This is a genomic window from Clostridioides sp. ES-S-0190-01 (assembly GCF_020658275.1).
Classification (GTDB): Bacteria; Bacillota; Clostridia; order Peptostreptococcales; family Peptostreptococcaceae; genus Clostridioides.
In genome coordinates this window covers 62534-83362 of sequence record NZ_JACVWA010000023.1, presented here as the reverse complement: position 1 = coordinate 83362, position 20829 = coordinate 62534, and the positions used below count along the sequence as shown (strand labels likewise).

Here is a 20829-nt window from a genome sequence, read left to right as displayed (position 1 = left end):
AAAAATAATTCAGATTATAAAAAATACCTTAAACAATTGAATTCAATCATTTAAGGTACTCTTGATAATCTCAATATTAAATTTTTTATGGATTTTCTATTACTTTTATTTATCTTAACTACAGATTCAACAAAATTCTTTTTATCACCTAATTTCAATACAAAATCAGGATATTCTTCAAATTCATTGAGCTTTATTAATTTAAAAGAAGAAGATAAGTTTTTGAAGTTGATAATTTTAGAATTATTTACTAATACACTTCTTTTTTTAAAATAAATGTCTTTTTTACTTATATTTAATATATTGAATATTTGTTTAAGATACATTATTATATCTTCTGGAGTCTTATCAAATTTAAGTTCAAAATTTTCATCCTCAAAATAGGGAATATAATATAAAGGATTTTTAATAGGAGGCAGTTTATTGTATAATTCTTCAAGTGTATTAGTATCTTTAGGATAGTTAAGGTAAAAGCATTTACATACATTCATTAAATCCAGAGCATCTGAAAGTGAATTATGTTTAATTTCTCCCTCTACAGAAAAAATCTTTTTCATATTTAGTAAAGATAGTTGCTTAGATAAGACTCTATTTTTATATGTAATATGCTGAGATATAAAAGGTTGAATATCAATCATCATATTGAATAACTCTAAGCAGGTACCCGCATATTTATATACTCTAAAGGAATTTAGAAGACCAGCAATATCAAAATCACCCCAATTATATATTGTAACATCGCTAAATTTTTTAAACCATTTGAAAAAATCATCCATAACATATAAAAGATTAGGAGCATTATTAATTTCTAACTGGTTTAATTTAGTGAGTTTTTTACACTTAAATGAAAGTATTTCATTGTATTTTGGTTTAACTAAAGAATAATAATCATCAACTATATTAAAGTCATTATCTACCAAAACACAACCTATTGAAATCAATTCAGCTCCACTATATTCTAGCTTGTATTTATTATCATCTAATATATTAAATTCAAAGTCTATAAATAACTTGTATTTCATAAATTAAAAGCACATCCTCATAGATATTTATTTAATGAGATTAAGCGTCATAAGAATCAATTGATATAATGATTCTGAACATCAAAGGCTCATTACAACTTTTATTTATTTCGTAATTTAAATCAAAGGAATCTTTTAAGATAGAATTTATAAGTATTCTTTCCCAACCTATTTTTAGATTAACCTTAGCTTCTAACAATTTAGTTTCTATCTTTTTAAATATTTCTATATTCGCGGGTATTATACTGAGTTCAATATTACTTTTAAATGGGTTAGATTTTAAATCAGTTATAAGAATGTTCTTTAATTCTTCTGTAAGTTCAGAGATTAAATTATTGCCTATATATTCTTTAATTATTTCTTCTCTAATTTCTCTTAAATTTAGCAACATTAACACCTACTACTTGTATTATAATATGCAAAGTATAGTAAAATTTGATTAAGTTTTTTTATTATACTTGCAATAGTAGCTTTTTCCTTTCTGTTTATTTTTATATGATTAATCTATATTAGAAAACTACTAATATGCTTATAAAGAATAGTTTGTTGTATGTTAAAAATAAAAACTGTTAGTCTTTCAGAGAATAAAAGCTATGTAAAAGTGAAGATTATAAAATAGAATCATAAATATAAGATGTTTTATTCTCTGAATTTTTTGGTACTAAATTCTTAATTTGTTATTTGCCAATTCCTTTTTCTGATAATTTTTCTAGCATATCCTTAGTCATTTTATCTAAATCATAATTAGCTTTAAAACTCCATTCATTTACAGCACTGCTACTATCTAATGAATTAGGCCAAGAATCAGCTATACTTTGTCTTACAGGGTCTACATCATACTCTATTGTAAAATCGGGTATGTATTTTTTTATAGAATCAGCTATTTCTTCAGGAGCAAAACTCATAGCAGTGATATTAAAAGCATTTCTATGAATAAGTTTTTCAGCTGGAGCTTCTATTAAATCTACTATAGATTGAAGAGCATCAGGCATGTACATCATATCCATTTTTGTACCTTCTGCTATGTAAGACTTATATTTTTTATTTTTTAATGCTTCATAATATATGTCAACTGCATAGTCTGTAGTTCCACCACCAGGAGGAGTAACGTAAGAAATAAGACCAGGAAATCTAACTCCTCTAGTATCCACTCCAAATTTTGAATGATAATAATCACATAGTAATTCACCAGATACTTTAGTTACACCATACATAGTATTAGGTCTTTGTAGTGTATCTTGAGGAGTCATGTTTTTTGGAGAATTTTCACCAAATGCAGCTATTGAACTAGGTGTAAAAAACTTACAATTCAATTCTCTAGCTATTTCAAGACCATTTATCAATCCATCCATATTTAAATTCCAAGCTTCTAAAGGTTTACTTTCTGCAACTGCTGAAAGCAGAGAAGCTAGATGAATTATAGTATCCACATCATATTTTTTTGCGATTTCAAAGAATCGATTTTTATCTGTGACGTCTAATATTTCAAATATACCAGATTCACATACAGGATTTCCTTCTTTTGTTCTTCTTGAGCTAGCAATTACATTTTGTTCTCCATATTCATTTCTTAGCTTGAGTGTTAATTCTGAGCCTATTTGTCCTAATGCACCTGTTATAAGTATTTTTTTCAATTTGCTAACCTCCTTAGAGTTTAATTTGTGTATTATTGCTTATTTTTATTTTAGCAAATCTTTTGTTTAAATACAAAGAATTAAACTACTTAATGCATTACTTAATTTAATAAATTATAATAAATGTTTCAGAGTTTAATGTAATAAATATCAAAATTAAGTATATAGCATATAGGTAAGACATAGTAATAGTAACGTTTATATATATTATTTATGAAATTGTTTTTAAAGATAGGTAAAGTACAAAGAGAGTCAAAGTGGACAGTGGATTAAGTTTAAAAAGTAATATTTATAAGATTACTTTTGTTTAAATTCTAAATTTATTCTAATGTACTTCACATATATCACATATATAAAGTTTAAAATTACTACAAAGATAAGTATTAAGTAAGATTAAAAATTAAATTAATTTGTATAAAAGTTTAAAGGAGATAAATTTATATGTTATATAGAGTTGATAGAGATAAAATATCTAATATTGGAATACTGGAATGTGCTACATTAATAAGAAAATTAGCACAAAAAATAGCTAAGGAAAAGGGCATAAAGGAACAAGAAGCATGGAATGATGCTGTTAGTGTATATAAACAAAAGTATAGGTATTTAGTTTAAAGAATAACTTTGATATATCCTTCCCATAAAATCTGAGAATAAAAATTATATGTTTTTATAAGCGTATTTCTTATTAAATTAAATCTTAATGAGGTATAAATATAGAGTATGTGACTAAGTCACAGAAGTCAAAGTAAATTTAGGATATAATATTAAGATATAACAAAGATGTTTCTACAAATAAAAAAGTATCATAAGTATTGAACTGAGTATAAATGTTGTTTTTAGTTTAGTTGTAACTTATTGTAGTTTTTTGTTAAACATTGTTTTGTAATATTTGAAGTATTAGACAATCAAATGAATAAAATTATGAATTTTTTGAAGTAAATACAATTCTAAGTTTATAGTCATAATAAATATTATATAAAAAGGTTAATAATATTTTATTTATACACTATGAGAACACGTAAACTAAAATAAAAATTGAAAGGAAGTATAAAAATGACAAGACCATCAATATATCATAGCCAAGGATACACTTGTGCAGAAGCATTAATAAAATCTTATAATGAAGAACATGAAACAGATATACCAATTTCAATAGGAAGTGGTATGGGAGTTGGAATTACTGTAGGGAGTGTCTGTGGAGCTGTAAATGCAGCAGTTGTTATAATAGGATATTTAAATGGACGAAATAATAACTTAGATGAAAATATGGCAAGAAAGTATTCAAGAGAATTAATGAATAAAGTAAGGGCTAAATACAGTACAGAAATATGTGCTTCATTGAAAAAAAATAAAGTAAGCTGTGGTGAAATAATAAATTTCACATATGATGCCTTAAATGATATACTAGAAGATCAAAAATAATCTTGAAAAATGAGCATTTCCCATTTAGGGGAGTGCTATTTTTTATTAGATAAATATTATTTTCTTTTAATATAATTTTTAAATCAATTTGATTATATTTTAGCCAATATAATTTAATATAGAAAATATTAATTGACAAGAAAAAATATACTATGCTAAATAAAAATAAATTATTTAACATAAAGAGAGTAGATATAATTATGTCTATAAGATTGTAGAAACTAATAAAAAAATATATTAATTATAAAGAAATATATAAGAAAATAAAAGAGTTAATGAATATAATATAAAGTAAAAAAGTATAAAATTATATAATACTCTTGTAAAATAAAGAAAAAATAGAAATTTCCTATAAAATACATAGATTATGACATAATATGGTATAATTAGTAAAAATATAGAGATTGGAGGAATTAATTTGTTTATAGAGGAAGAATTAGAAGGATATATAATAAAATGTAAAATATCTGAAGACTTTAAAGATAGACCTGAATATAGTGATGAAGAATTTTATGTTACAATCTATAAAGATGAAAGTTCTGACTCTGGGTATTATGCTTTGTTAGAAAATAAGGATGAAAAAGTAACATGGGATGGAAAAGTTGTTGCTAATAATATTTTAAATAGACTTTGGGTTGTAGTAGATAAGGTTAGAGCTGGTTAATCATGTAATTATATAGTATTTATGATATTTTAAATAAATTTTCAGATATAGAGGACTAATATGTAATAAATAAGAAAAGTTATTCAATTGTGGAGGGTTAATTAAATGGAATATAGTTATAGTAAGATGCATCTGCAAAAAGGGGATATTGTAGAAGTAAACTTGGAGAAACAAGCTAATGTGATATTATTAGATCATATAAATTATGTTAAATTTAAAAATCAAAGAAACTATGATTATTATGGTGGATTTGCTAAGAAAACTCTATGTAGAATGAAAGTTCCTAATACAGGAACTTGGTATTTGGTTGTAAATGAAAATGGAAATAGTGGTATAGTAAACTTTTCAATTAATACAATTCAAAATTAATTTAATACTAAAAGGCTTGGATTAATATCTAGGTCTTTTTATTGTATCATGGTTTATATATAAAATTATCTTAATAAATATTAAAAAGAGTGTTGATATATAATTAGAATAAAATAAGTATACAGTTTTGATAAAGAAAGGATTTATAAAGATGCATTAAAAATTTATCTTTATAAATCCTTTGTGTCTATATCTATCTGGCATATGATTACTATATTATTTTTATATAGATTATTTATATACGCTAAATATACTCTTAAAATTTAAATTAAAAATACTCTTATTAACACTGAGCTCCACCTTTAAGATGTAAAGGAGCATCAAGTATAGCTTGCTTTCTTTCCAATACAGAATCTGATAAAAGCATTTCTATAAATTTATCAACACCAATTCGATCAATCGTAATTCCAAAGCGTTCACCTGTTTTACCTTGTTCTCTAAATAAAAGAAGAGTTTTTTCAATTAAAGTCATAAGTTCTTCTTTTGAAAATAGTTTATCAATTTGTGTTCCAGGGCGAACAGATTTGCCCCATTTTCCTCCTATGTATATTTTGTAGCCAGATTCTTTTTCTTCAATACTATCAAAATTACAACTTTCTATACATTTACCACAGTTATTGCACAAATTATTATCTATTTCAAGCTTTCCTTTATTTGTTAATTTAGCGGCTTTGACAGGACAGACTTCCATAACAGAACATTTTTTGCATCCAACACATATTTCAGGGTCATAATCAGGTACACGTTGACCAACAATTCCAAGGTCATTTAAGTCAGGTTTAATACAATTATTAGGGCATCCACCAACACCGATTTTAAATTTATGAGGTAACTTTACATCGTACCATCCTTTATAAAATTCTTGATGAATTTCAGCAGCTAGTGCTTGTGTATCAATCAATCCATGAACACAAACAGTTCCCTTACATGCTACAACAGGACGAACTCTTGAACCTGTTCCACCTGTGATTAAATTTTCACTGGCAATGAATTCACTTAAAGCTTCAATATCTTCAAATTTTACACCAGGTAATTCTACTGTTAATCTAGTAGTAAATGCTACTTGACCATTTCCAAATTTTTCAGCAGCCTCAGCAATCTTTTTCGTTTGTGAGGTATTGATTACTCCATTTACAGTTATTATACGTGCAGCAAAATGTTCTCCATCTCTACTTGGTAAAAAGCCTCTACCTTTTAATTCCTTTTTTTGTTCTGTTGTAATCTTATTCATAATTAATCCTCCATTGCTTTAAGATTTGGATAAAATAGTATTCCACCTTCAAGGACTTTTGTATTTGTATAACCAAATCGTCTTAAACGATTTTGAGCCATGTAGCTGTTTTTACCTTTTGCACATAGAAGAAGAATCTTTTCATCTTTAGAAAGACCTTCAATTTCTCCATTAATTTCACCAACAGGTAAATAACGTAGGTTAGGAATAGAAGGGGCTTTTGAAACATCAAGTTTAGTCCAGCTATCAAAATCTTCAATTTCATCAAGTAAAACACTATCGAGTTCTCCATCAAGTTTATTTTGTAACACGTTTACTGCCACTACAAAAGGATGAATAGCTGTTGAGAAAGGTGGTGCATATGCAAGGTCCATACTTTCTAATGAATAAAGGTCTGCTCCCAAAGTTATTGCAGTGGCAGCTATATCTACTATCTTATCAGTTGCACCAGGGCCCATAACTTGAACACCTAATAACTTTCTAGTATGTTTTTCAGCAACCATTCTTATTATAAAATTAGATGCATCAGGATAATAGTGAGCCTTATCATCAGTAGCTATAGTAACAGAACAAACATCATAACCTTCTTTTTTAGCTGACTCTTTACTTAAACCTGTTTTTCCTACATTAAGTTCTGGCAATTTGACTACAGTTGTTCCAAGAACTCCTTTATAAGTTTTAGATTTTCCAGCTATATTTTGAGCACAAATTCTACCTTCATGATTTGCAGATGAACCCATAGGTGACCATGTAGGTTTATTTGTCAAAGCATTTTTTACACAAGCACAATCTCCAACTACATATATATTTTCATCAGCTGTAAGCATAAATTCATCAGCTATAAGTGTTTTGTTTGGAGCAAATTCTAAATCTGTATCATTTAAAAAGGCTGTATTAGGATGAATTCCAACTGACATAACCACTAAATCTGTTTTAATAACTCTATTTTTGGTACGAAGTTTTTCTACTTTATTTTCACCTTCAATTCCTATAACTTGGTCGCCTGTGAAAATCATAATACCTTTATCAGCTAGGTGATTTTCAACATATTCAGCGAAATCGGTATCAAATCCAGGCATAACATGTTCGGCCATGTCAATAACACTTACACGTATACCCATAGCAGAAAGATTTTCAGCAATTTCAAGACCAATAAAGCCTCCACCAATGACAACAGCTCTCTTGACTCCATTTTCGACAGTATCTCTTAATGCTATTGCATCATTTGGAGTACGCATGAAGAATACTCCAGATAAATCGATTCCAGGTATTGGTGGTTTTATTGGGTCTGCTCCTGTGGCAATTACAAGTTTATCATAACTAATAGTTTCTTCTTCTCCTGTTGAAATTCTTTTCAAAACTACTTGTTTTGATTTTCTATCAATAGATGTAACTTCAACTCCACATCGAACTTCTGCTCCTGTTAGTTTAGAAAAGCTCTCAGGTGTATTTACAATTAAAGATGATTTATCTTCAATAACCTTACCAACATAATATGGTAAGCCACAGCCTGCATAAGAAATATGTTCGCCTTTATTGAGGATTGTAACAGAACAATTGTCACCCATTTCACGTTTTATTTTTGCAGCAGTTTTTGTTCCAGCAGCAACTCCACCTATAATTAATACTTTCACAATATCACACTCCAATCCTTTTTATAACTCTATGCTAAAATTATAGTTCTTGACAATGTATTTGTAAAATACTAAAATGTTAATAAAATCATAAGTATTTACTAATATTTGGTAAGGTCGTGATAATATGACTATTCGTAGCCTTGAGATATTTGTAAGGGTTGCTGAATGTGGCAAAATGAGTGAAGTTGCAAGAAATATGTATATTACACAGTCGTCAGTTAGTCAAGCTATTTCGGAAATAGAAAGAGAGTATGGAGTTAAATTATTTGATAGAATTTCAAAAAAACTATACCTAACTGAAGCAGGAAAAAAGCTTCTAGGATATGGAAAGCATCTTTTATCTATAAATGAAGAGATGATTGATTGTATGAAACATTGTGCTAAAAATATTAGAATAAGAGTTGGAGCAACAGTAACTGTTGGTACTTGTGTGATAAGCCCAATAATATTAGAGTTATATAAAAGAAACCCTTTAGTGGAACCTGAAGTGTTTGTTGAAGATACAAGTCTAATTGTAAAAAAATTACTTAATAGTGAATTAGATATTGCAATTGTAGAAGGAAAGATTAATCATCCAGATATTGTGATAAAAAGCATTATTAAGGACCACCTTGTACTTGTATGTTCCAATAAGCATAAATTTTACAATCGAGATTCAGTAAAAGTTTCAGAACTTTCAAACCAGCCATTAATTATGCGTGAACTGGGAAGTGGAACAAGAGCGCAATTAGAAAATCAATTGAAAGAATTAAAAATACCAATGAATATTAGATGGTCATGTTATAACTCTGAAGCTATTCTAAGAGCAGTTACAGATAATTTTGGTATTGCTGTTATATCTGAACTTCTTGTTGAAGATTACGTAAAGAAAAATCTTTTATGGTCTTGTGATATTGAAGGCATTGACTTATGCAGGACATTTGATATTGCATATCATAAAAATAAGTTTTTTACTGAGAATATAGCATCATTTTTTGATATTTCAGTAGAGTTTGGGAAAAAAGAAATGAGAAAAAAGATTAGGAGGTAGCAACTAAATCAATAAATAACTGCATAAGAGGGCTAATCCATTTATCTTTGTGATGTGCAGACAGCTGTGATAGTTTTACTACTTAAATCTGTTTTAATTTCACATAAATCTCCTGATTTAATTTCACTTTCTATTGTAAATGTGGGGAGATAAGATATACCCATATCATTTTTTACTAAATTTTTAATTGTTGGTATACTCCAAAGTTCAATTGTATGGTCTAAAGTAATATCCTTTTCTCGTAAATATGTCTCAAATATCTGTCTAAAAATGCAGTTTTTCTCATCTATTATGAATGGTATTTTTAATTGTTGATTGTGTGTAATTCAGTTTGTCTGCCGCTTTTGAAAAGTTACCTTCTTCAACAATAGTCTTAAAAGTTTGCAGATATTTAAGATACATGTTTTCCTCCTAGATAGTTAAATAATTTTAAAGTATAACTTTAAATATTTAATTTAAAGAATTATAATATAAAAGAATTGTAATTACAAGTGTTGAGAGAAATTTTATTATATTTTTTACCTTCTAAAAATAAGAAACTTAATTGTTAAGATATTTGTGAGGTTTGTGTATCCAAAATAATAATATTATTGCAAATAGAGGACTAAACCAAAATGCTAGTAAAGTGTAAAGACTAGTATTTAAAGTATTTTTAGTCGAAACTCTATTACAAGCGATTAATAGTATTATAGACAAAATATGAGCAATAATTTCTAATATGTTTGAACTAAAGTCTTTAAAAAAGACTAAAAAAGAAAAAATATAAGAGATACTCATACATATAAAAAAACAATAATTCAGTATTTTAAATTTTAATAGTTGTTTTTTATTATCATTGATTGTCATAAGTATTCCTAAAATTATAGACAGAATGATAAATGTGTTTGATTCTTGCAAATAAGAAAAGACAGTCATAAATTTATTCTCCTAATATTAACTATAAATTGTAAAAAAATAATCTAAATACCTAATAATTGAATAAGCAATGAAATATGTAAATAAATAAAAAAGAAACTTTTTAAATCCATTTAATTTGAAACTTTTTTCTATCTTTTGACAAATGGAATTTATCAGAATGAAAACAAAAATCGCAATTAAAAAAGTTATTAAATACTTTAACATAGGATAATAGTCCATAAATAATTACCTCATAAATTAGTATAACTCTAGAGTAATATGAGTTGTTAATAATAGCAATCAATTTTGCAGAACTGTAAATAAATTGAAATAAATTATTCAAAAGGAAAAGGAGATATGGATTATGGATGAAAATTTAAGTAAAGAAATTAAAATGCTATGAACTATAGAAGTAGAAAAAATAAGATTATTAAATAATTCAGTTATCAATAGTAAGATTATTAATATGTTATATCTCAAAATAAAGGAATTTGAATTACCCATTTTTTCATGAAAAGCTTGAAAATGAGACAATTTAGAAACTATCCTGAGATTTTTTATTGATGATTATGTAAGATAATAATATTGTGGAAATGAAGAATTTTACTATCAAAACTAAATATATACTAGGCTAGAATTAAGAGATTACTCTAGCTTATTGAACTGACTAGGCAGGGTGTGAGGATGCTGTTATTTATTAAAAGAAGCAATGAAGTTAAAGTTAATACCACATAATAAAATTGTATCATTTGAAGATAATTTATCAATAGGTAATATTTCAGATGTAAATAATCAGGAATTAAGAGAAAATAATCCTAAATTATTATTTAACCTAAATTTACTAGAAGATAGAAAATTAGTAAAACATAGAGATATAATAATATGGTATGCAAATAATCCAAGATTTTTCTCTAAAGTCTCAAAGAAATGTTCTGATTTATGTTTAGGTTGTTGTGAAATATTTAGAACTTACATAAAAGATGATACCAATAAGAAGTGGTGTAAAGGTAAAAAATAGATTAAGTCAAAAGGTCACCTTGATAGATGGTCTTTTTTATATAATAAATTAAAAGAAGATGTTAGGGAGATTAAGTTTTTGAACTTATGAAACGAGCAACAAAACTTAATAGAAATTAGCTTTATTCCTTATTGTATGGTATAATATAAAATAGAGATAAGGAAGTGGTTAGTATAGGAATATTAAAAAATGCTGAATTAGTTAGAAAGATAGCACAGAGAATTGCTAGAGAAAAGGGAATAAGAGAGCAAGAGGCATGAAATGATGCTGTTACAGAGTATAAACAAAAACATAGATACTTAGTCTAGAGAATCATCTTGATAGATGGTCTTTTTTTATATAAGAAGTTTGTGTAATAAATTAAAAGTAAATGTAAAAAATATTATACAACTATAATAAGATAAAGTAATGTTTTTAAGGAGAAAAAGATATGCTCAATCAGTTTAATGAATTTCTTGGTAATTATGTAAATATAATTTCTGTAATTGCATCATTTGCAGCAATAGCAGCCTTAATTATATCAATTATGGCTTTTATGGAATCTAATAAACAAGCCAAATTGATATTAAAATATAGAAGAAATAATGAGAATAATATGGCAGGTGATTATTATGAGAATGGTAATGGATATATTAGACTTGATTCAAATAAGTTAGATGATAAAGCTAATATTTATGCTGAAATTCATAGTAATAACTTAGTTGATTTTGTAATAGAAAATAAAAGTACTATTGTTGCAAAAAGCCCCATATTAAGTTTGAAATTTATTAATATGGAAGTAGATATTGGAGAAAATAACAATTTTGAACAGATAAATAAAGAACTTAGATGGCACCCAAAAGATAATACTACAATTCATAAAGGAATAAATTTTAGAATAGAACAATTTAATTTTAAAAATTGTATTATGCTTAAAAAAGAAGCTTATATAGAAGTAGTATTATCAGCTGATAACATGGAAACAAAAGAATTTAGGATACCAATAAAGGCGTATTAAAGAACTCAATAACAGGAGTTCTTTTTTTAATTTAATTAATCTTAGTGGTTCTTATAGAGTTATATATTTCTTCCTAACTAAATAATAAGATACTAGTGTTATAATAGATACTAATATCACTGATATTATTGCAGTATCAAATTTTTTTATTAATAAACCCATTATTATGTATTCTAAACTTATTAAATAGTTAAAAAATAGTTCTAGTTTAATAGCTTTTTCTCTGTCTATATTTCCATATTTCAATTCTAACTTATCTAAATATTTTTTCTTGCAATAATTAGCTTTACCTTTAATTAAGTATCTTATTGTAGTTCCTATTGAGAATATTACTCCTATACTTAAAAGTGTATTGTTCCAAAAATCCATATATCATTATCTCCTTTATAATATACTCTATTAATGCTTTCTGTTTTGTCTTAAATATAAAAATATTATACGTATTAGAGTACCTATAAGCACTCCAGCAAGTAAAAAAATAAATAGTCTAATTGTATAAAAGCTTATTTCTTTTTTAGAAATAAATTCATAAGATATACATATTAACGCACCAATACAAAACCCTAGTATAGTACGAAAAGAATTCTTTAAAATATCTTTCATAAATAATCACCAACTCATATTATATTTACTTTTCTTAATCAAAGTATATCAGTAACATAAGTATAAAGAGTGTCTAAAATATTACAAATATTAACAAAGCACATAAAACTATAGTATAAATTGTAATAAAATGAATGAAAATTATCATCCTAAAACATAAGATATTTTATGGTGGTATTAGAATGAGAGAAAATTGAGTTGTATTTGTTTGGCTTAGCCGAACAATGCACACAGTAGATTATTTATATTTTCCAATATATGAAAGGTAGGCAATATGGAAACAAACCAATACAATAGACCACTATAACAATTACAATAGGGATAGTTGGCTTGTATTAAAGTATGGTTCAGTGAGTTTCTAACTACAATGCATTATATTGAGAAGCATATAATATTCAGGAAATAAGATATATATTTATTATTATCTTTCAAAACTATAGGAGAAAGAATAATTTAAGGGCGATAAAATGGAAGCATTAGAAGAATGAATAAAAAGTCAGCAAGAATAAGAGGAGTAGATTGAAAGGTAGCACTTAAAATAGTAGCTACCTTTTTATTTTAAACTACTTATTAACCTATATTAACACCAAAATTTCCACATAATCCTGCAAGCCCATCTTCAAAACCAGAACCTAAGGCATTGAATTTCCATTCTTCATTATGTTTATATAACTCTGCAACCACTATTGCTGTTTCTATACTAAAATCTTCACCTAACTCATATTTGATAAGCTCTTCACTAGTTTCTTCATTATAAATTCTTATATATGAATTTTCAACTTGTCCAAAGTTTTGTCTTCTTGTAACAGCTTCATTTATAGTAACAGTGAATGATATCTTTGCAATGTTTTGTGGTATTTTAGATAAGTCAACGCTTATTTGCTCATCATCACCATCTCCAACTCCTGTTCTATTATCTCCCATGTATTCAACTGCTCCAGAAGCATGTTTTAAATTATTGTAGAATATGAAATCCCCATCATTTGTTACCTTACCATCAGCTCCAGTTAAAAATGCAGAAGCATCTAAATCAAAATCAAAACCACCATCATATTTATTAGTATCCCATCCTAATCCTACCATTACTTTCTTAAGACCTGGGTTAGTTTTTGTTAAACTTACTTTTTGTCCTTTTGCTAAAGTTATACCCATTTAAAACAACTCCTTTTATAATTTTTTTGTTATAGTTAGTATTAACGATATATATCAGTTAATTCATGAAGCTCTTCATTTTGACCAATTCCTAGGGCATTAAATTTCCATTCGTTATTTCTACGATAAATTTCGCCTGCCAAAACTGTTACTTTACCAGAAAAGTCTTCTTGAAGGTTATATTTAAATAATTCTTGTCTAGAATTTGAATCAACTAGCCTTATAAAAGAATTATTCATCTGGCCAAAATCTTGATTTCTTTTTTTAGCTCTGTATATAGAAACTCCAAAAACTATTTTATGTACATATTCAGGTATATCACATAAATTGACATTTATTTGTTCATCGTCTCCTTCACCTCTTCCAGTTAAGTTATCACCAGTATGTATGATAGATTTAGAAGGATGTTTAAGGTGTCCAAAATAAACTAAGTCTTTTGATGATTTCATTTTATCTTCACTAGTTAATGCTATTGCAAATGCATCTAAATCATAGTTTTTTTTACCTAATTTGTTCATATCCCATCCTAATCCTACAATTAAATTTTTTACAGGATTAGCATCTTTTACTAAACTTACTCTTTGTCCTTTTTGTAAATTAACACTCATTTTAAGTTCTCCTTTTAATATTTTTAGTTTTATTGACAGTGTTAAATATAATCATCATATTATTTTTATTATATACATATTTAGAGCAATTTGGCTATATTTATAAATCATTTTTATATAAATATCTTATAATCTATAAATATAGGTCTTGTGTAATTTTAAAACACTTTATAGTTAGTAATTACATAGGTGTTTAAGTTTATATTTGCTTTAATTGTTAAAAAAATCAATAAATGATATAATGGAGAATAATAATTATAAAAACTTCTAGTTTGCAGATAAGATTATATGCATAGGAATTTATACAAAGTTGGGAGATAATTATAATGTAATTATAGATATTAAACTAATAAATAATGTGAACTTAGAATAATGAGATAAATCTTAAAATAAATCTAAGTAGTGTATTTTTTGACTGTTTATTGTATGAAAAACAGCAAGCACAATTTTCAAATATAAAAATATAAGTTTTTTATATTTGAAATTTATGCTTGCTGTTTGTTTTTGTGATTATTCTATTTTTTTAAATCCATTTCCTAAAGCTTCATGTATATCTGTAATTATTATAAACGCATTAGGGTCGACACTTTTCACTAATTTTTTTAGTTCGACAACTTCTTTTTTTTCAACTACAACTAAAAGCACATTTTTATTTTCTCCAGTATAAGCACCTTCACCTTTTAGAATAGTTGCGCCTCTATCTAAATCTTCCATTATTCTTTTACTTATATCTTTTGACAGGTCAGATATAATAGTAAATGATTTTGAATAATTAAATCCTTCAATAAGTAAGTCACTGACCTTTACTAAAATGTATAGTGCCACAGTTGAATAAAGTGCAATCTCAACTTGCTTATTTACTATTCCCGATAGTACTACTACAACACAGTCAACAATACCCATCAAAACAGGAATACTAAGTGTAGGGAAATATTTATTCAATAGGAGTGCCATCAAATCGGTTCCACCTGTAGAGCCATTTATTCTAAAAATAAGGCCTTGACCAACTCCCATTAAAATAGAACCAGATATAATTGCAAGATACATATCATTTGTAATATCTAGTGTAGTCATATTTGCAGTAACTTTAAGTGCTATAGTAAGAAAAATTATTCCTAAGACTGTTTTAAAACAATCTTTTTTTGAAAGTATTCTGTAAGCAAATATGAATAGAGGTATATTTAAAAGTAAATTGACAATCCAAAGTTGTACACCAAATAATGAATTTAAAACAACTCCAAGACCTGTTATACCACCAGCAGCAATTGCATGTGGATTAAAAAACATGTTAAGAGAAATTGCCATTAATATACAGCCTACAATTAATATTAAAATTTCTGAAAAAGTTATTCTATCTTTTTTCAATAACATCACTCCTTATATATAGATTATAATATATATTATATAGTTTTTCCAATTTTTAATAAAAAAAATAAAAACATATTATAAAAATAATTTGATTGGAATTTTCTGAAAATTAATGCTATAATTAAAAATAAATTTAAAGGGAGGTTATAAAATGGCTAAACTGACTTTAGAGAAGATAAAAGGAAATACATATTATATTCCACTTCCTACAATAGTAGGTGTATATGTAGATGGAAATAATGCAATTTTAATTGACAGTGGAAATAACAAAGATACTGCTAGACAAATTCTTAGACTATTAGAGGAGCATAATTTAAATCCTAAATTAATAATAAACACTCATTCAAATGCAGACCATATAGGAGGGAATGCATATTTGAAAAATCAAACAAAATGTAAGATTGCTACAACTAAAATAGAAGGATACTTTACAGAAAATCCAATATTAGAATCGGCATTTTTGTATGGAGGGTATCCAAGTAAAGCACTAAAAAATAAATTTTTATTAGCAAAAGAGAGTGAAGTTGATTATATTATACCTTCAAATGGAAAAATTTTAGATACAGAACTTGAAGCGATTTCTCTTCCTGGTCATTATTTTGAAATGATTGGTGTTAGAACTCCAGATAATGTTTTGTTTGTTGCAGACAGTCTTACACCAGAAAATATAATTAGTAAATATCATTTCTTTTTTTTGTTAGATATAGATTCACAATTTAAAACGTTAGAAAAAATGAAAACTCTTGATGCAGATTTTTTTGTTCCAAGTCACTCTGTCAAGACTACAAGTATACAAGATTTAATTGATGTAAATAAAGATAAGATGGAAGAAATAATATCTAATATTAAAAAGGTTTGCTGTGAACCAATTATGATTGATGAAGTCATTGAAAAAATGTGTGATGTGTACAATGTTAAATTAGATGCTAATCAATACGTTCTAGTTGGTAGTACAATACGTTCTTATATAACATATTTATATGAACATAATATGGTTGAGTATGTATTTGATGGTGGCAAGATGATGATAAAAGCTGTATAAATATTGAAAAATATCAAACTATGCAATAAAAATATTTTAATATAAGTATATTCTAAAAAATGGGATAGAAATAAAATTTGCTACCAAATTGCCACAATAACAAACAATGGTAGCAAATAATTTTATAATATATTTAAAAGTCTAAGGAACTTAATTTTTTATTAACTTATAATTGTTTTCTATATTTATCTTAATTTATCTTACATATAGTTTATTGCTTTTATAGAAAAAAGCTGTGCTGGAGGTTTTAAATGCAAGAAAAAATAAAATCTTTATACATTTTAGCAAGTGTATCTGTTATTGCTTTTATATTAGTTTTAGCATGCTTAATTTTTGGTTTAACTGGTACAATTGATTTTTGGCAAGGATGGATATTTCTGACTGCCTTTTGTATTCCAACTTGTATAATTACAATTTACTTGATGATTAATGACCCAGTATTACTTGAACGTCGCATCAAATCAAAGGAAACACGTCCACAACAAATACTTGGTCAAAGTATCGCTGGATTTCTTTTCTTATTTGGATTGCTAGGAGTACCAGCTCTAGACAACCGCTTTGCTTGGTCTAGTATTCCAATTATTTTGACAATAATATCAGATGTACTTATTTTAATTGGATTTATAATTGTATTCTTTGTTTTTCGCTACAATTCTTTTACATCAAAAGTTATAGTTGTTATGAGTAATCAAAAAGTAATTACTGATGGACCATATTCAGTTGTGCGACACCCTATGTATCTAGGTGCTATATTAATTATACTTTTTACACCTCTAGCACTGAATTCATGGTGGGGAATGATTGCTGTAATTCCTTTATGCATAATAGTTGTGTTTCGTATATTAGATGAAGAAAAGTTGCTTAGTGCTGAACTTGATGGGTATAAAGAATATTGTCAAAAAACAAAATATCGTATTATACCTTATATTTGGTAGAGTGCAAATTTTTAGTTTATTAATCGGATTAAATAACTTTGGTAAAAAGTCGAACATTTTAAGCTGTATTTCTATTTATTAATTAATAGTCAAGTAATTAATAAATAGAAATACAGCTTTTTTATATTAAATAATTTTAGGTGAATAGATATTTAATTATAAAATTATGCTATAATTTGTAAGTAAAGAGGTAAATTTATAAAAATTAAAAAAATAATTAATTATAATAAGGGGGAAATATTAGGAATTATGAATAAAAAGTTCAAAAAATTCAGTAAAAAAATAGGTATATCAACTTTGGCTTTGACTCTAATTCTTTTTAATAGTTTAACTGCAAGTGCACAAATCAAAGAAGATTCTATAATAGGAACTGATAGATATGAAACAGCAGGGCTTATAGCAGATAGGCAGACTTATGACACTGTAATATTGGTTAATGGAGATAAAAATTTATCTGATGGACTTTCATCAAGTGGACTAGCTGGGGCTATTAACGCGCCAATACTTTTGACTAAAAAGGATGAAATACCAAAAGCCACTTCAAATAGACTAGATAACAAGAATTTGAACGTTGTAAAAAAAGTGTACATAATTGGTGGTTATAATACTATTGAAAGTTCCGTGGAAAAAGATATAAAAAGAAAAGGTATTGAAGTAGAAAGGATAAGTGGAAATAATAGAATTGAAACTAGTTACAATGTAGCAAAAAAAATAAATGAAGTTAGTAAGGTAAAAGATGTCATGTTGACAAATGGGTTTGTAGGAGAGGCTGATGCTATGAGCATAGCACCTGTAGCTGCAAAAAACAAAGGAGCTATAATACTTACAGATGGTAAATCAATTCCATTTAAGATTGAAGGATTAAATATTTATGCTATAGGTGGCAAATCTGCAATAAATGAGGATTTGGTAAGGGAGACTAATGCAACTAGAGTTGGTGGAAATGATAGATTTGAAACCAATAAAAAAGTAATAGAAAAGTTTTATAATGAATCAACTGACTTTTACATAACAAGAGGATATCAATTAGTAGATGCATTAACACTATCTCCTCTAGCAAAAGAAAAGCCAATTGTTTTAGTTGCTGATGGAAGTAATAAAAGTATTTTAAAAGGAGCTAAAAGTATAACAAAAGTTGGAGGAATTGATGCCAATATATATAAACAATGTTTAGATATGGTGGAATATAATAATATGAATATAACTCCAAATATTGTAAAACACTTAACTTCAATTGAAGGAAATGAAGTTTCTGAAGTATATATAGAAACTGATAATTTAGGTGTAGTTGTTGAAAAGACGAATACTGATAAATTTGAGTTTGATTATGTAAGTGTAACTAATGAAAAAAATTGTACTTTTTCTGTGAATAAAGAGACTGCTTCTAATAATGGAAAAAATGGAAAGTTGGTTGTAAGTGCTAAGAAAACAATAGAGAAGAAAGATGGTCCCTTGCAAGATATGAATGGCGATAATATGATAAATGCAAATAAAGATAAGAGAGTAAATGTAATAAAGATTGGAATTCCAGATAAAGTGTATTCTAATTTTAAAGTAGATGTTGAACGAGGCTCAGTAGAACTTTATAATATTAAGGGGGGAGCTAGAGTTGATGTCAATGATGGAATTGCGAAAGTTATCGATAAAAGTGTAACATATCCTTTTAATATAAATACTAATAGTGGGATTTCAGGTGTAACAGCCGAAACTATATCATCTGAGATAAAGTTTAGAGGAAACAATGGAATTGTAAATGTAACAGCTACAAATATAAGTGGCAATATAAGTTTGTTTGGAAAGGACAGCAAAGATACCTTTGATGGCATATTCAAATTAAACTTGAAAAAAGAACCATCAAATTTACACTTGAAGTTGATTGGAAATGGTCTGAATAAATTACCAGAAGGTTGGTCTAAAGATTATATCTTAGGAAATGGACAACCAATTGTCGAAGTTAAAAACAGTGGCATAAATAATATATCAATTGGAGAATAAAAACATATAAAAATAGAGCTTATATAATTTTAAAATTATTATAAGCTCTATTTATATTACCAATACTTTCCATGTAGCATTATGTACTTAACAGTTATCTGCTTTAAATGAATTCTCTAAAATATCATAAATTTGTTTTGCAAATTGACGAGAATGTTCTTCTTTTTCTGTATCCATAAAATTAGGCTTACCTAAATCACGTTCAACAAGCATTCCTATATATTTTAACTGTGAATGTTTGCAATAACGCTTTATACCATCTTCCCAGATATCAGCTCCTTTTTCAGGTCTATATCCACAAGTTGTAATAAGTGCTACTGATTTTCCTGACCATAGTGCTGGTCCTTTTTCATCACCATAGTATTTATTCATACCATATACCAATCTATCGAGCAATGCTTTCATTGGAGAAGTGCAATACCAAGAATAAATTGGAGTTGCAAGAATAATTAAATCACACATAAGAACCTTTTTGAAAATTTTATGAACATCATCTTGACGACAACATCCAAAAGAAGATAAATTTTCTTGACATTTTTTACAGGCAATACAAGGTTCTATTTGATAATCATACAACCATAACATTTCAAGATTTGCATTATAGTTTTCTAGTTCTTCTATAAATGGTTCTAAAATAGAAGCAGTATTACCATTTTTCTTAGGGCTTCCCATAAGAATACATACTTTCATATTAACACCTCCATATTATTTTAAAATAATGTTTAATGATATAGTAATATTTAAATTTTATAAAAACTTTTTAAATATATATTCTATAAAATGAGTTTCATTTCATTTAGTAGTTTAAAACCAACAGCCTAAAGAAGTGATTTTAGAAAACTAGCAATATTAGTAACTATGTAGAATGCTAATAAAATTAAAATCATCCATGTAAAAATATGATTTTTGTATGGATATATCTTATTAATTCTTTTTCCAATACGTACCAGTAAAATATACATTAAAAAATATGCTAAAAAGACCATTAAAAATTTCATATATAACCTCACAATTTTAAAGTTTCATATAAATTTAGGATACTACGAGAATACATTAACAACAATACACTTTTTTAATCTGTAATAAAGTTGAAATAAATCATTCAAAAAATTAGGCAAAAACAATTAAGATTGGATATAAAATATATTCAATATAATAATTTTAAGTTATATTTTTTTATTAGATAGATGAATTTATGGCATAAA

Annotated in this window: 21 protein-coding genes and 1 pseudogene; 10 read left to right on the top strand and 12 right to left on the bottom strand. The window is 26.6% G+C overall.

Going from position 1 to position 20829, the window contains the following annotated elements:
* Nucleotides 1-50: 50 nt before the first annotated feature.
* The 3 genes from IC214_RS07910 to IC214_RS07900 all read right to left on the bottom strand — a co-directional run bounded on the left by IC214_RS07910 (nucleotide 51) and on the right by IC214_RS07900 (nucleotide 2656).
* The gene (locus tag IC214_RS07910) at nucleotides 51-1022 is read right to left on the bottom strand and encodes a 3'-5' exonuclease (RefSeq protein ID WP_227435965.1); all 972 of its coding nucleotides are present in this window, start codon (nucleotides 1020-1022) and stop codon (nucleotides 51-53) included.
* A gap of 40 nt (nucleotides 1023-1062) precedes the next feature.
* Nucleotides 1063-1413, bottom strand: coding sequence for a hypothetical protein (locus IC214_RS07905; RefSeq protein WP_227435968.1), 351 nt, complete (start codon nucleotides 1411-1413; stop codon nucleotides 1063-1065).
* Nucleotides 1414-1699: 286 nt separating this feature from the next.
* A complete protein-coding gene (locus IC214_RS07900; RefSeq protein ID WP_227823858.1) occupies nucleotides 1700-2656 on the bottom strand; it encodes an L-threonine 3-dehydrogenase in 957 nt (318 codons plus the stop codon).
* A 441-nt stretch (nucleotides 2657-3097) separates the two neighbouring features.
* Between IC214_RS07900 and IC214_RS07895 the strand changes: the two genes are divergently transcribed.
* The 4 genes from IC214_RS07895 to IC214_RS07880 all read left to right on the top strand — a co-directional run bounded on the left by IC214_RS07895 (nucleotide 3098) and on the right by IC214_RS07880 (nucleotide 5111).
* Nucleotides 3098-3268, top strand: a complete 171-nt coding sequence (locus IC214_RS07895; RefSeq protein WP_227435972.1) for a hypothetical protein — start codon at nucleotides 3098-3100, stop codon at nucleotides 3266-3268.
* Nucleotides 3269-3709: 441 nt separating this feature from the next.
* Nucleotides 3710-4078 (top strand): C-GCAxxG-C-C family (seleno)protein, encoded by a 369-nt coding sequence (locus IC214_RS07890; protein WP_227435975.1) that lies wholly within the window; start codon nucleotides 3710-3712, stop codon nucleotides 4076-4078.
* A gap of 418 nt (nucleotides 4079-4496) precedes the next feature.
* Nucleotides 4497-4742 carry a hypothetical protein gene (locus tag IC214_RS07885; RefSeq protein WP_227435977.1) on the top strand — a complete coding sequence of 82 codons (246 nt, stop codon included), beginning with the start codon at nucleotides 4497-4499 and terminating at the stop codon, nucleotides 4740-4742.
* A gap of 105 nt (nucleotides 4743-4847) precedes the next feature.
* The gene (locus IC214_RS07880; protein WP_227435979.1) at nucleotides 4848-5111 is read left to right on the top strand and encodes a DUF1883 domain-containing protein; all 264 of its coding nucleotides are present in this window, start codon (nucleotides 4848-4850) and stop codon (nucleotides 5109-5111) included.
* A 283-nt stretch (nucleotides 5112-5394) separates the two neighbouring features.
* On the opposite strand, the gene IC214_RS07875 is transcribed toward IC214_RS07880, so the two are convergent.
* Together IC214_RS07875 and IC214_RS07870 are read right to left on the bottom strand one after the other, a co-directional pair.
* A complete protein-coding gene (locus tag IC214_RS07875) occupies nucleotides 5395-6342 on the bottom strand; it encodes a 4Fe-4S dicluster domain-containing protein (RefSeq protein ID WP_227483132.1) in 948 nt (315 codons plus the stop codon).
* A gap of 2 nt (nucleotides 6343-6344) precedes the next feature.
* On the bottom strand, nucleotides 6345-7976 hold the full coding sequence (locus tag IC214_RS07870; RefSeq protein ID WP_227483131.1) for an FAD-dependent oxidoreductase: 1632 nt from the start codon (nucleotides 7974-7976) through the stop codon (nucleotides 6345-6347).
* A 127-nt stretch (nucleotides 7977-8103) separates the two neighbouring features.
* Between IC214_RS07870 and IC214_RS07865 the strand changes: the two genes are divergently transcribed.
* Nucleotides 8104-9009, top strand: a complete 906-nt coding sequence (locus tag IC214_RS07865; protein WP_227435985.1) for a LysR family transcriptional regulator — start codon at nucleotides 8104-8106, stop codon at nucleotides 9007-9009.
* A gap of 41 nt (nucleotides 9010-9050) precedes the next feature.
* On the opposite strand, the gene IC214_RS07860 is transcribed toward IC214_RS07865, so the two are convergent.
* Both IC214_RS07860 and IC214_RS21145 read right to left on the bottom strand, forming a co-directional pair.
* Nucleotides 9051-9299 (bottom strand): LysR substrate-binding domain-containing protein, encoded by a 249-nt coding sequence (locus tag IC214_RS07860; protein ID WP_227866519.1) that lies wholly within the window; start codon nucleotides 9297-9299, stop codon nucleotides 9051-9053.
* Nucleotides 9292-9411: a helix-turn-helix domain-containing protein gene (locus tag IC214_RS21145; protein ID WP_227866448.1), complete on the bottom strand. Its 120-nt coding sequence runs from the start codon at nucleotides 9409-9411 to the stop codon at nucleotides 9292-9294. The genes IC214_RS07860 and IC214_RS21145 overlap by 8 nt, the downstream gene beginning before the upstream one ends.
* Before the next feature lie 1201 nt (nucleotides 9412-10612).
* Between IC214_RS21145 and IC214_RS07850 the strand changes: the two are divergent.
* Both IC214_RS07850 and IC214_RS07845 read left to right on the top strand, forming a co-directional pair.
* Nucleotides 10613-10924: pseudogene (locus tag IC214_RS07850) on the top strand (DUF1835 domain-containing protein); the annotation flags it as partial.
* A 430-nt stretch (nucleotides 10925-11354) separates the two neighbouring features.
* A complete protein-coding gene (locus IC214_RS07845; RefSeq protein ID WP_227435989.1) occupies nucleotides 11355-11921 on the top strand; it encodes a hypothetical protein in 567 nt (188 codons plus the stop codon).
* A 51-nt stretch (nucleotides 11922-11972) separates the two neighbouring features.
* Here the strand turns inward: IC214_RS07845 and IC214_RS07840 are convergent, their stop codons facing one another.
* From IC214_RS07840 to IC214_RS07825, 4 genes are all read right to left on the bottom strand, one after another.
* On the bottom strand, nucleotides 11973-12290 hold the full coding sequence (locus tag IC214_RS07840; protein ID WP_227435991.1) for a hypothetical protein: 318 nt from the start codon (nucleotides 12288-12290) through the stop codon (nucleotides 11973-11975).
* A gap of 804 nt (nucleotides 12291-13094) precedes the next feature.
* Complete coding sequence (locus tag IC214_RS07835; protein ID WP_227435993.1) at nucleotides 13095-13676, bottom strand: TerD family protein; 582 nt, start codon at nucleotides 13674-13676, stop codon at nucleotides 13095-13097.
* 41 nt (nucleotides 13677-13717) lie between these two features.
* Complete coding sequence (locus tag IC214_RS07830; RefSeq protein WP_227435995.1) at nucleotides 13718-14284, bottom strand: TerD family protein; 567 nt, start codon at nucleotides 14282-14284, stop codon at nucleotides 13718-13720.
* 510 nt (nucleotides 14285-14794) lie between these two features.
* Complete coding sequence (locus tag IC214_RS07825; RefSeq protein WP_227851045.1) at nucleotides 14795-15655, bottom strand: YitT family protein; 861 nt, start codon at nucleotides 15653-15655, stop codon at nucleotides 14795-14797.
* Nucleotides 15656-15803: 148 nt separating this feature from the next.
* Between IC214_RS07825 and IC214_RS07820 the strand changes: the two genes are divergently transcribed.
* From IC214_RS07820 to IC214_RS07810, 3 genes are all read left to right on the top strand, one after another.
* Nucleotides 15804-16694, top strand: a complete 891-nt coding sequence (locus IC214_RS07820) for an MBL fold metallo-hydrolase (protein WP_227851044.1) — start codon at nucleotides 15804-15806, stop codon at nucleotides 16692-16694.
* Between the two features lie 251 nt (nucleotides 16695-16945).
* Nucleotides 16946-17629, top strand: coding sequence for a methyltransferase family protein (locus IC214_RS07815; RefSeq protein WP_227483128.1), 684 nt, complete (start codon nucleotides 16946-16948; stop codon nucleotides 17627-17629).
* A gap of 249 nt (nucleotides 17630-17878) precedes the next feature.
* Nucleotides 17879-19624: a cell wall-binding repeat-containing protein gene (locus IC214_RS07810; protein WP_227851042.1), complete on the top strand. Its 1746-nt coding sequence runs from the start codon at nucleotides 17879-17881 to the stop codon at nucleotides 19622-19624.
* Between the two features lie 87 nt (nucleotides 19625-19711).
* Here the strand turns inward: IC214_RS07810 and IC214_RS07805 are convergent, their stop codons facing one another.
* On the bottom strand, nucleotides 19712-20314 hold the full coding sequence (locus IC214_RS07805) for a flavodoxin family protein (protein WP_227483126.1): 603 nt from the start codon (nucleotides 20312-20314) through the stop codon (nucleotides 19712-19714).
* Between the last annotated feature and the right edge of the window lie 515 nt (nucleotides 20315-20829).

What these genes read in the sequence shown, in the direction of transcription:
- IC214_RS07910 (WP_227435965.1), bottom strand. Translation starts at nt 1,022, where the DNA reads ATGAAATACAAGTTATTTATAGACTTTGAATTTAATATATTAGATGAT.
- IC214_RS07905 (WP_227435968.1), bottom strand. Translation starts at nt 1,413, where the DNA reads ATGTTGCTAAATTTAAGAGAAATTAGAGAAGAAATAATTAAAGAATAT.
- IC214_RS07895 (WP_227435972.1), top strand. Translation starts at nt 3,098, where the DNA reads ATGTTATATAGAGTTGATAGAGATAAAATATCTAATATTGGAATACTG.
- IC214_RS07890 (WP_227435975.1), top strand. Translation starts at nt 3,710, where the DNA reads ATGACAAGACCATCAATATATCATAGCCAAGGATACACTTGTGCAGAA.
- IC214_RS07880 (WP_227435979.1), top strand. Translation starts at nt 4,848, where the DNA reads ATGGAATATAGTTATAGTAAGATGCATCTGCAAAAAGGGGATATTGTA.
- IC214_RS07875 (WP_227483132.1), bottom strand. Translation starts at nt 6,342, where the DNA reads ATGAATAAGATTACAACAGAACAAAAAAAGGAATTAAAAGGTAGAGGC.
- IC214_RS07865 (WP_227435985.1), top strand. Translation starts at nt 8,104, where the DNA reads ATGACTATTCGTAGCCTTGAGATATTTGTAAGGGTTGCTGAATGTGGC.
- IC214_RS21145 (WP_227866448.1), bottom strand. Translation starts at nt 9,411, where the DNA reads ATGTATCTTAAATATCTGCAAACTTTTAAGACTATTGTTGAAGAAGGT.
- IC214_RS07845 (WP_227435989.1), top strand. Translation starts at nt 11,355, where the DNA reads ATGCTCAATCAGTTTAATGAATTTCTTGGTAATTATGTAAATATAATT.
- IC214_RS07840 (WP_227435991.1), bottom strand. Translation starts at nt 12,290, where the DNA reads ATGGATTTTTGGAACAATACACTTTTAAGTATAGGAGTAATATTCTCA.
- IC214_RS07835 (WP_227435993.1), bottom strand. Translation starts at nt 13,676, where the DNA reads ATGGGTATAACTTTAGCAAAAGGACAAAAAGTAAGTTTAACAAAAACT.
- IC214_RS07830 (WP_227435995.1), bottom strand. Translation starts at nt 14,284, where the DNA reads ATGAGTGTTAATTTACAAAAAGGACAAAGAGTAAGTTTAGTAAAAGAT.
- IC214_RS07825 (WP_227851045.1), bottom strand. Translation starts at nt 15,655, where the DNA reads ATGTTATTGAAAAAAGATAGAATAACTTTTTCAGAAATTTTAATATTA.
- IC214_RS07820 (WP_227851044.1), top strand. Translation starts at nt 15,804, where the DNA reads ATGGCTAAACTGACTTTAGAGAAGATAAAAGGAAATACATATTATATT.
- IC214_RS07815 (WP_227483128.1), top strand. Translation starts at nt 16,946, where the DNA reads ATGCAAGAAAAAATAAAATCTTTATACATTTTAGCAAGTGTATCTGTT.
- IC214_RS07810 (WP_227851042.1), top strand. Translation starts at nt 17,879, where the DNA reads ATGAATAAAAAGTTCAAAAAATTCAGTAAAAAAATAGGTATATCAACT.
- IC214_RS07805 (WP_227483126.1), bottom strand. Translation starts at nt 20,314, where the DNA reads ATGAAAGTATGTATTCTTATGGGAAGCCCTAAGAAAAATGGTAATACT.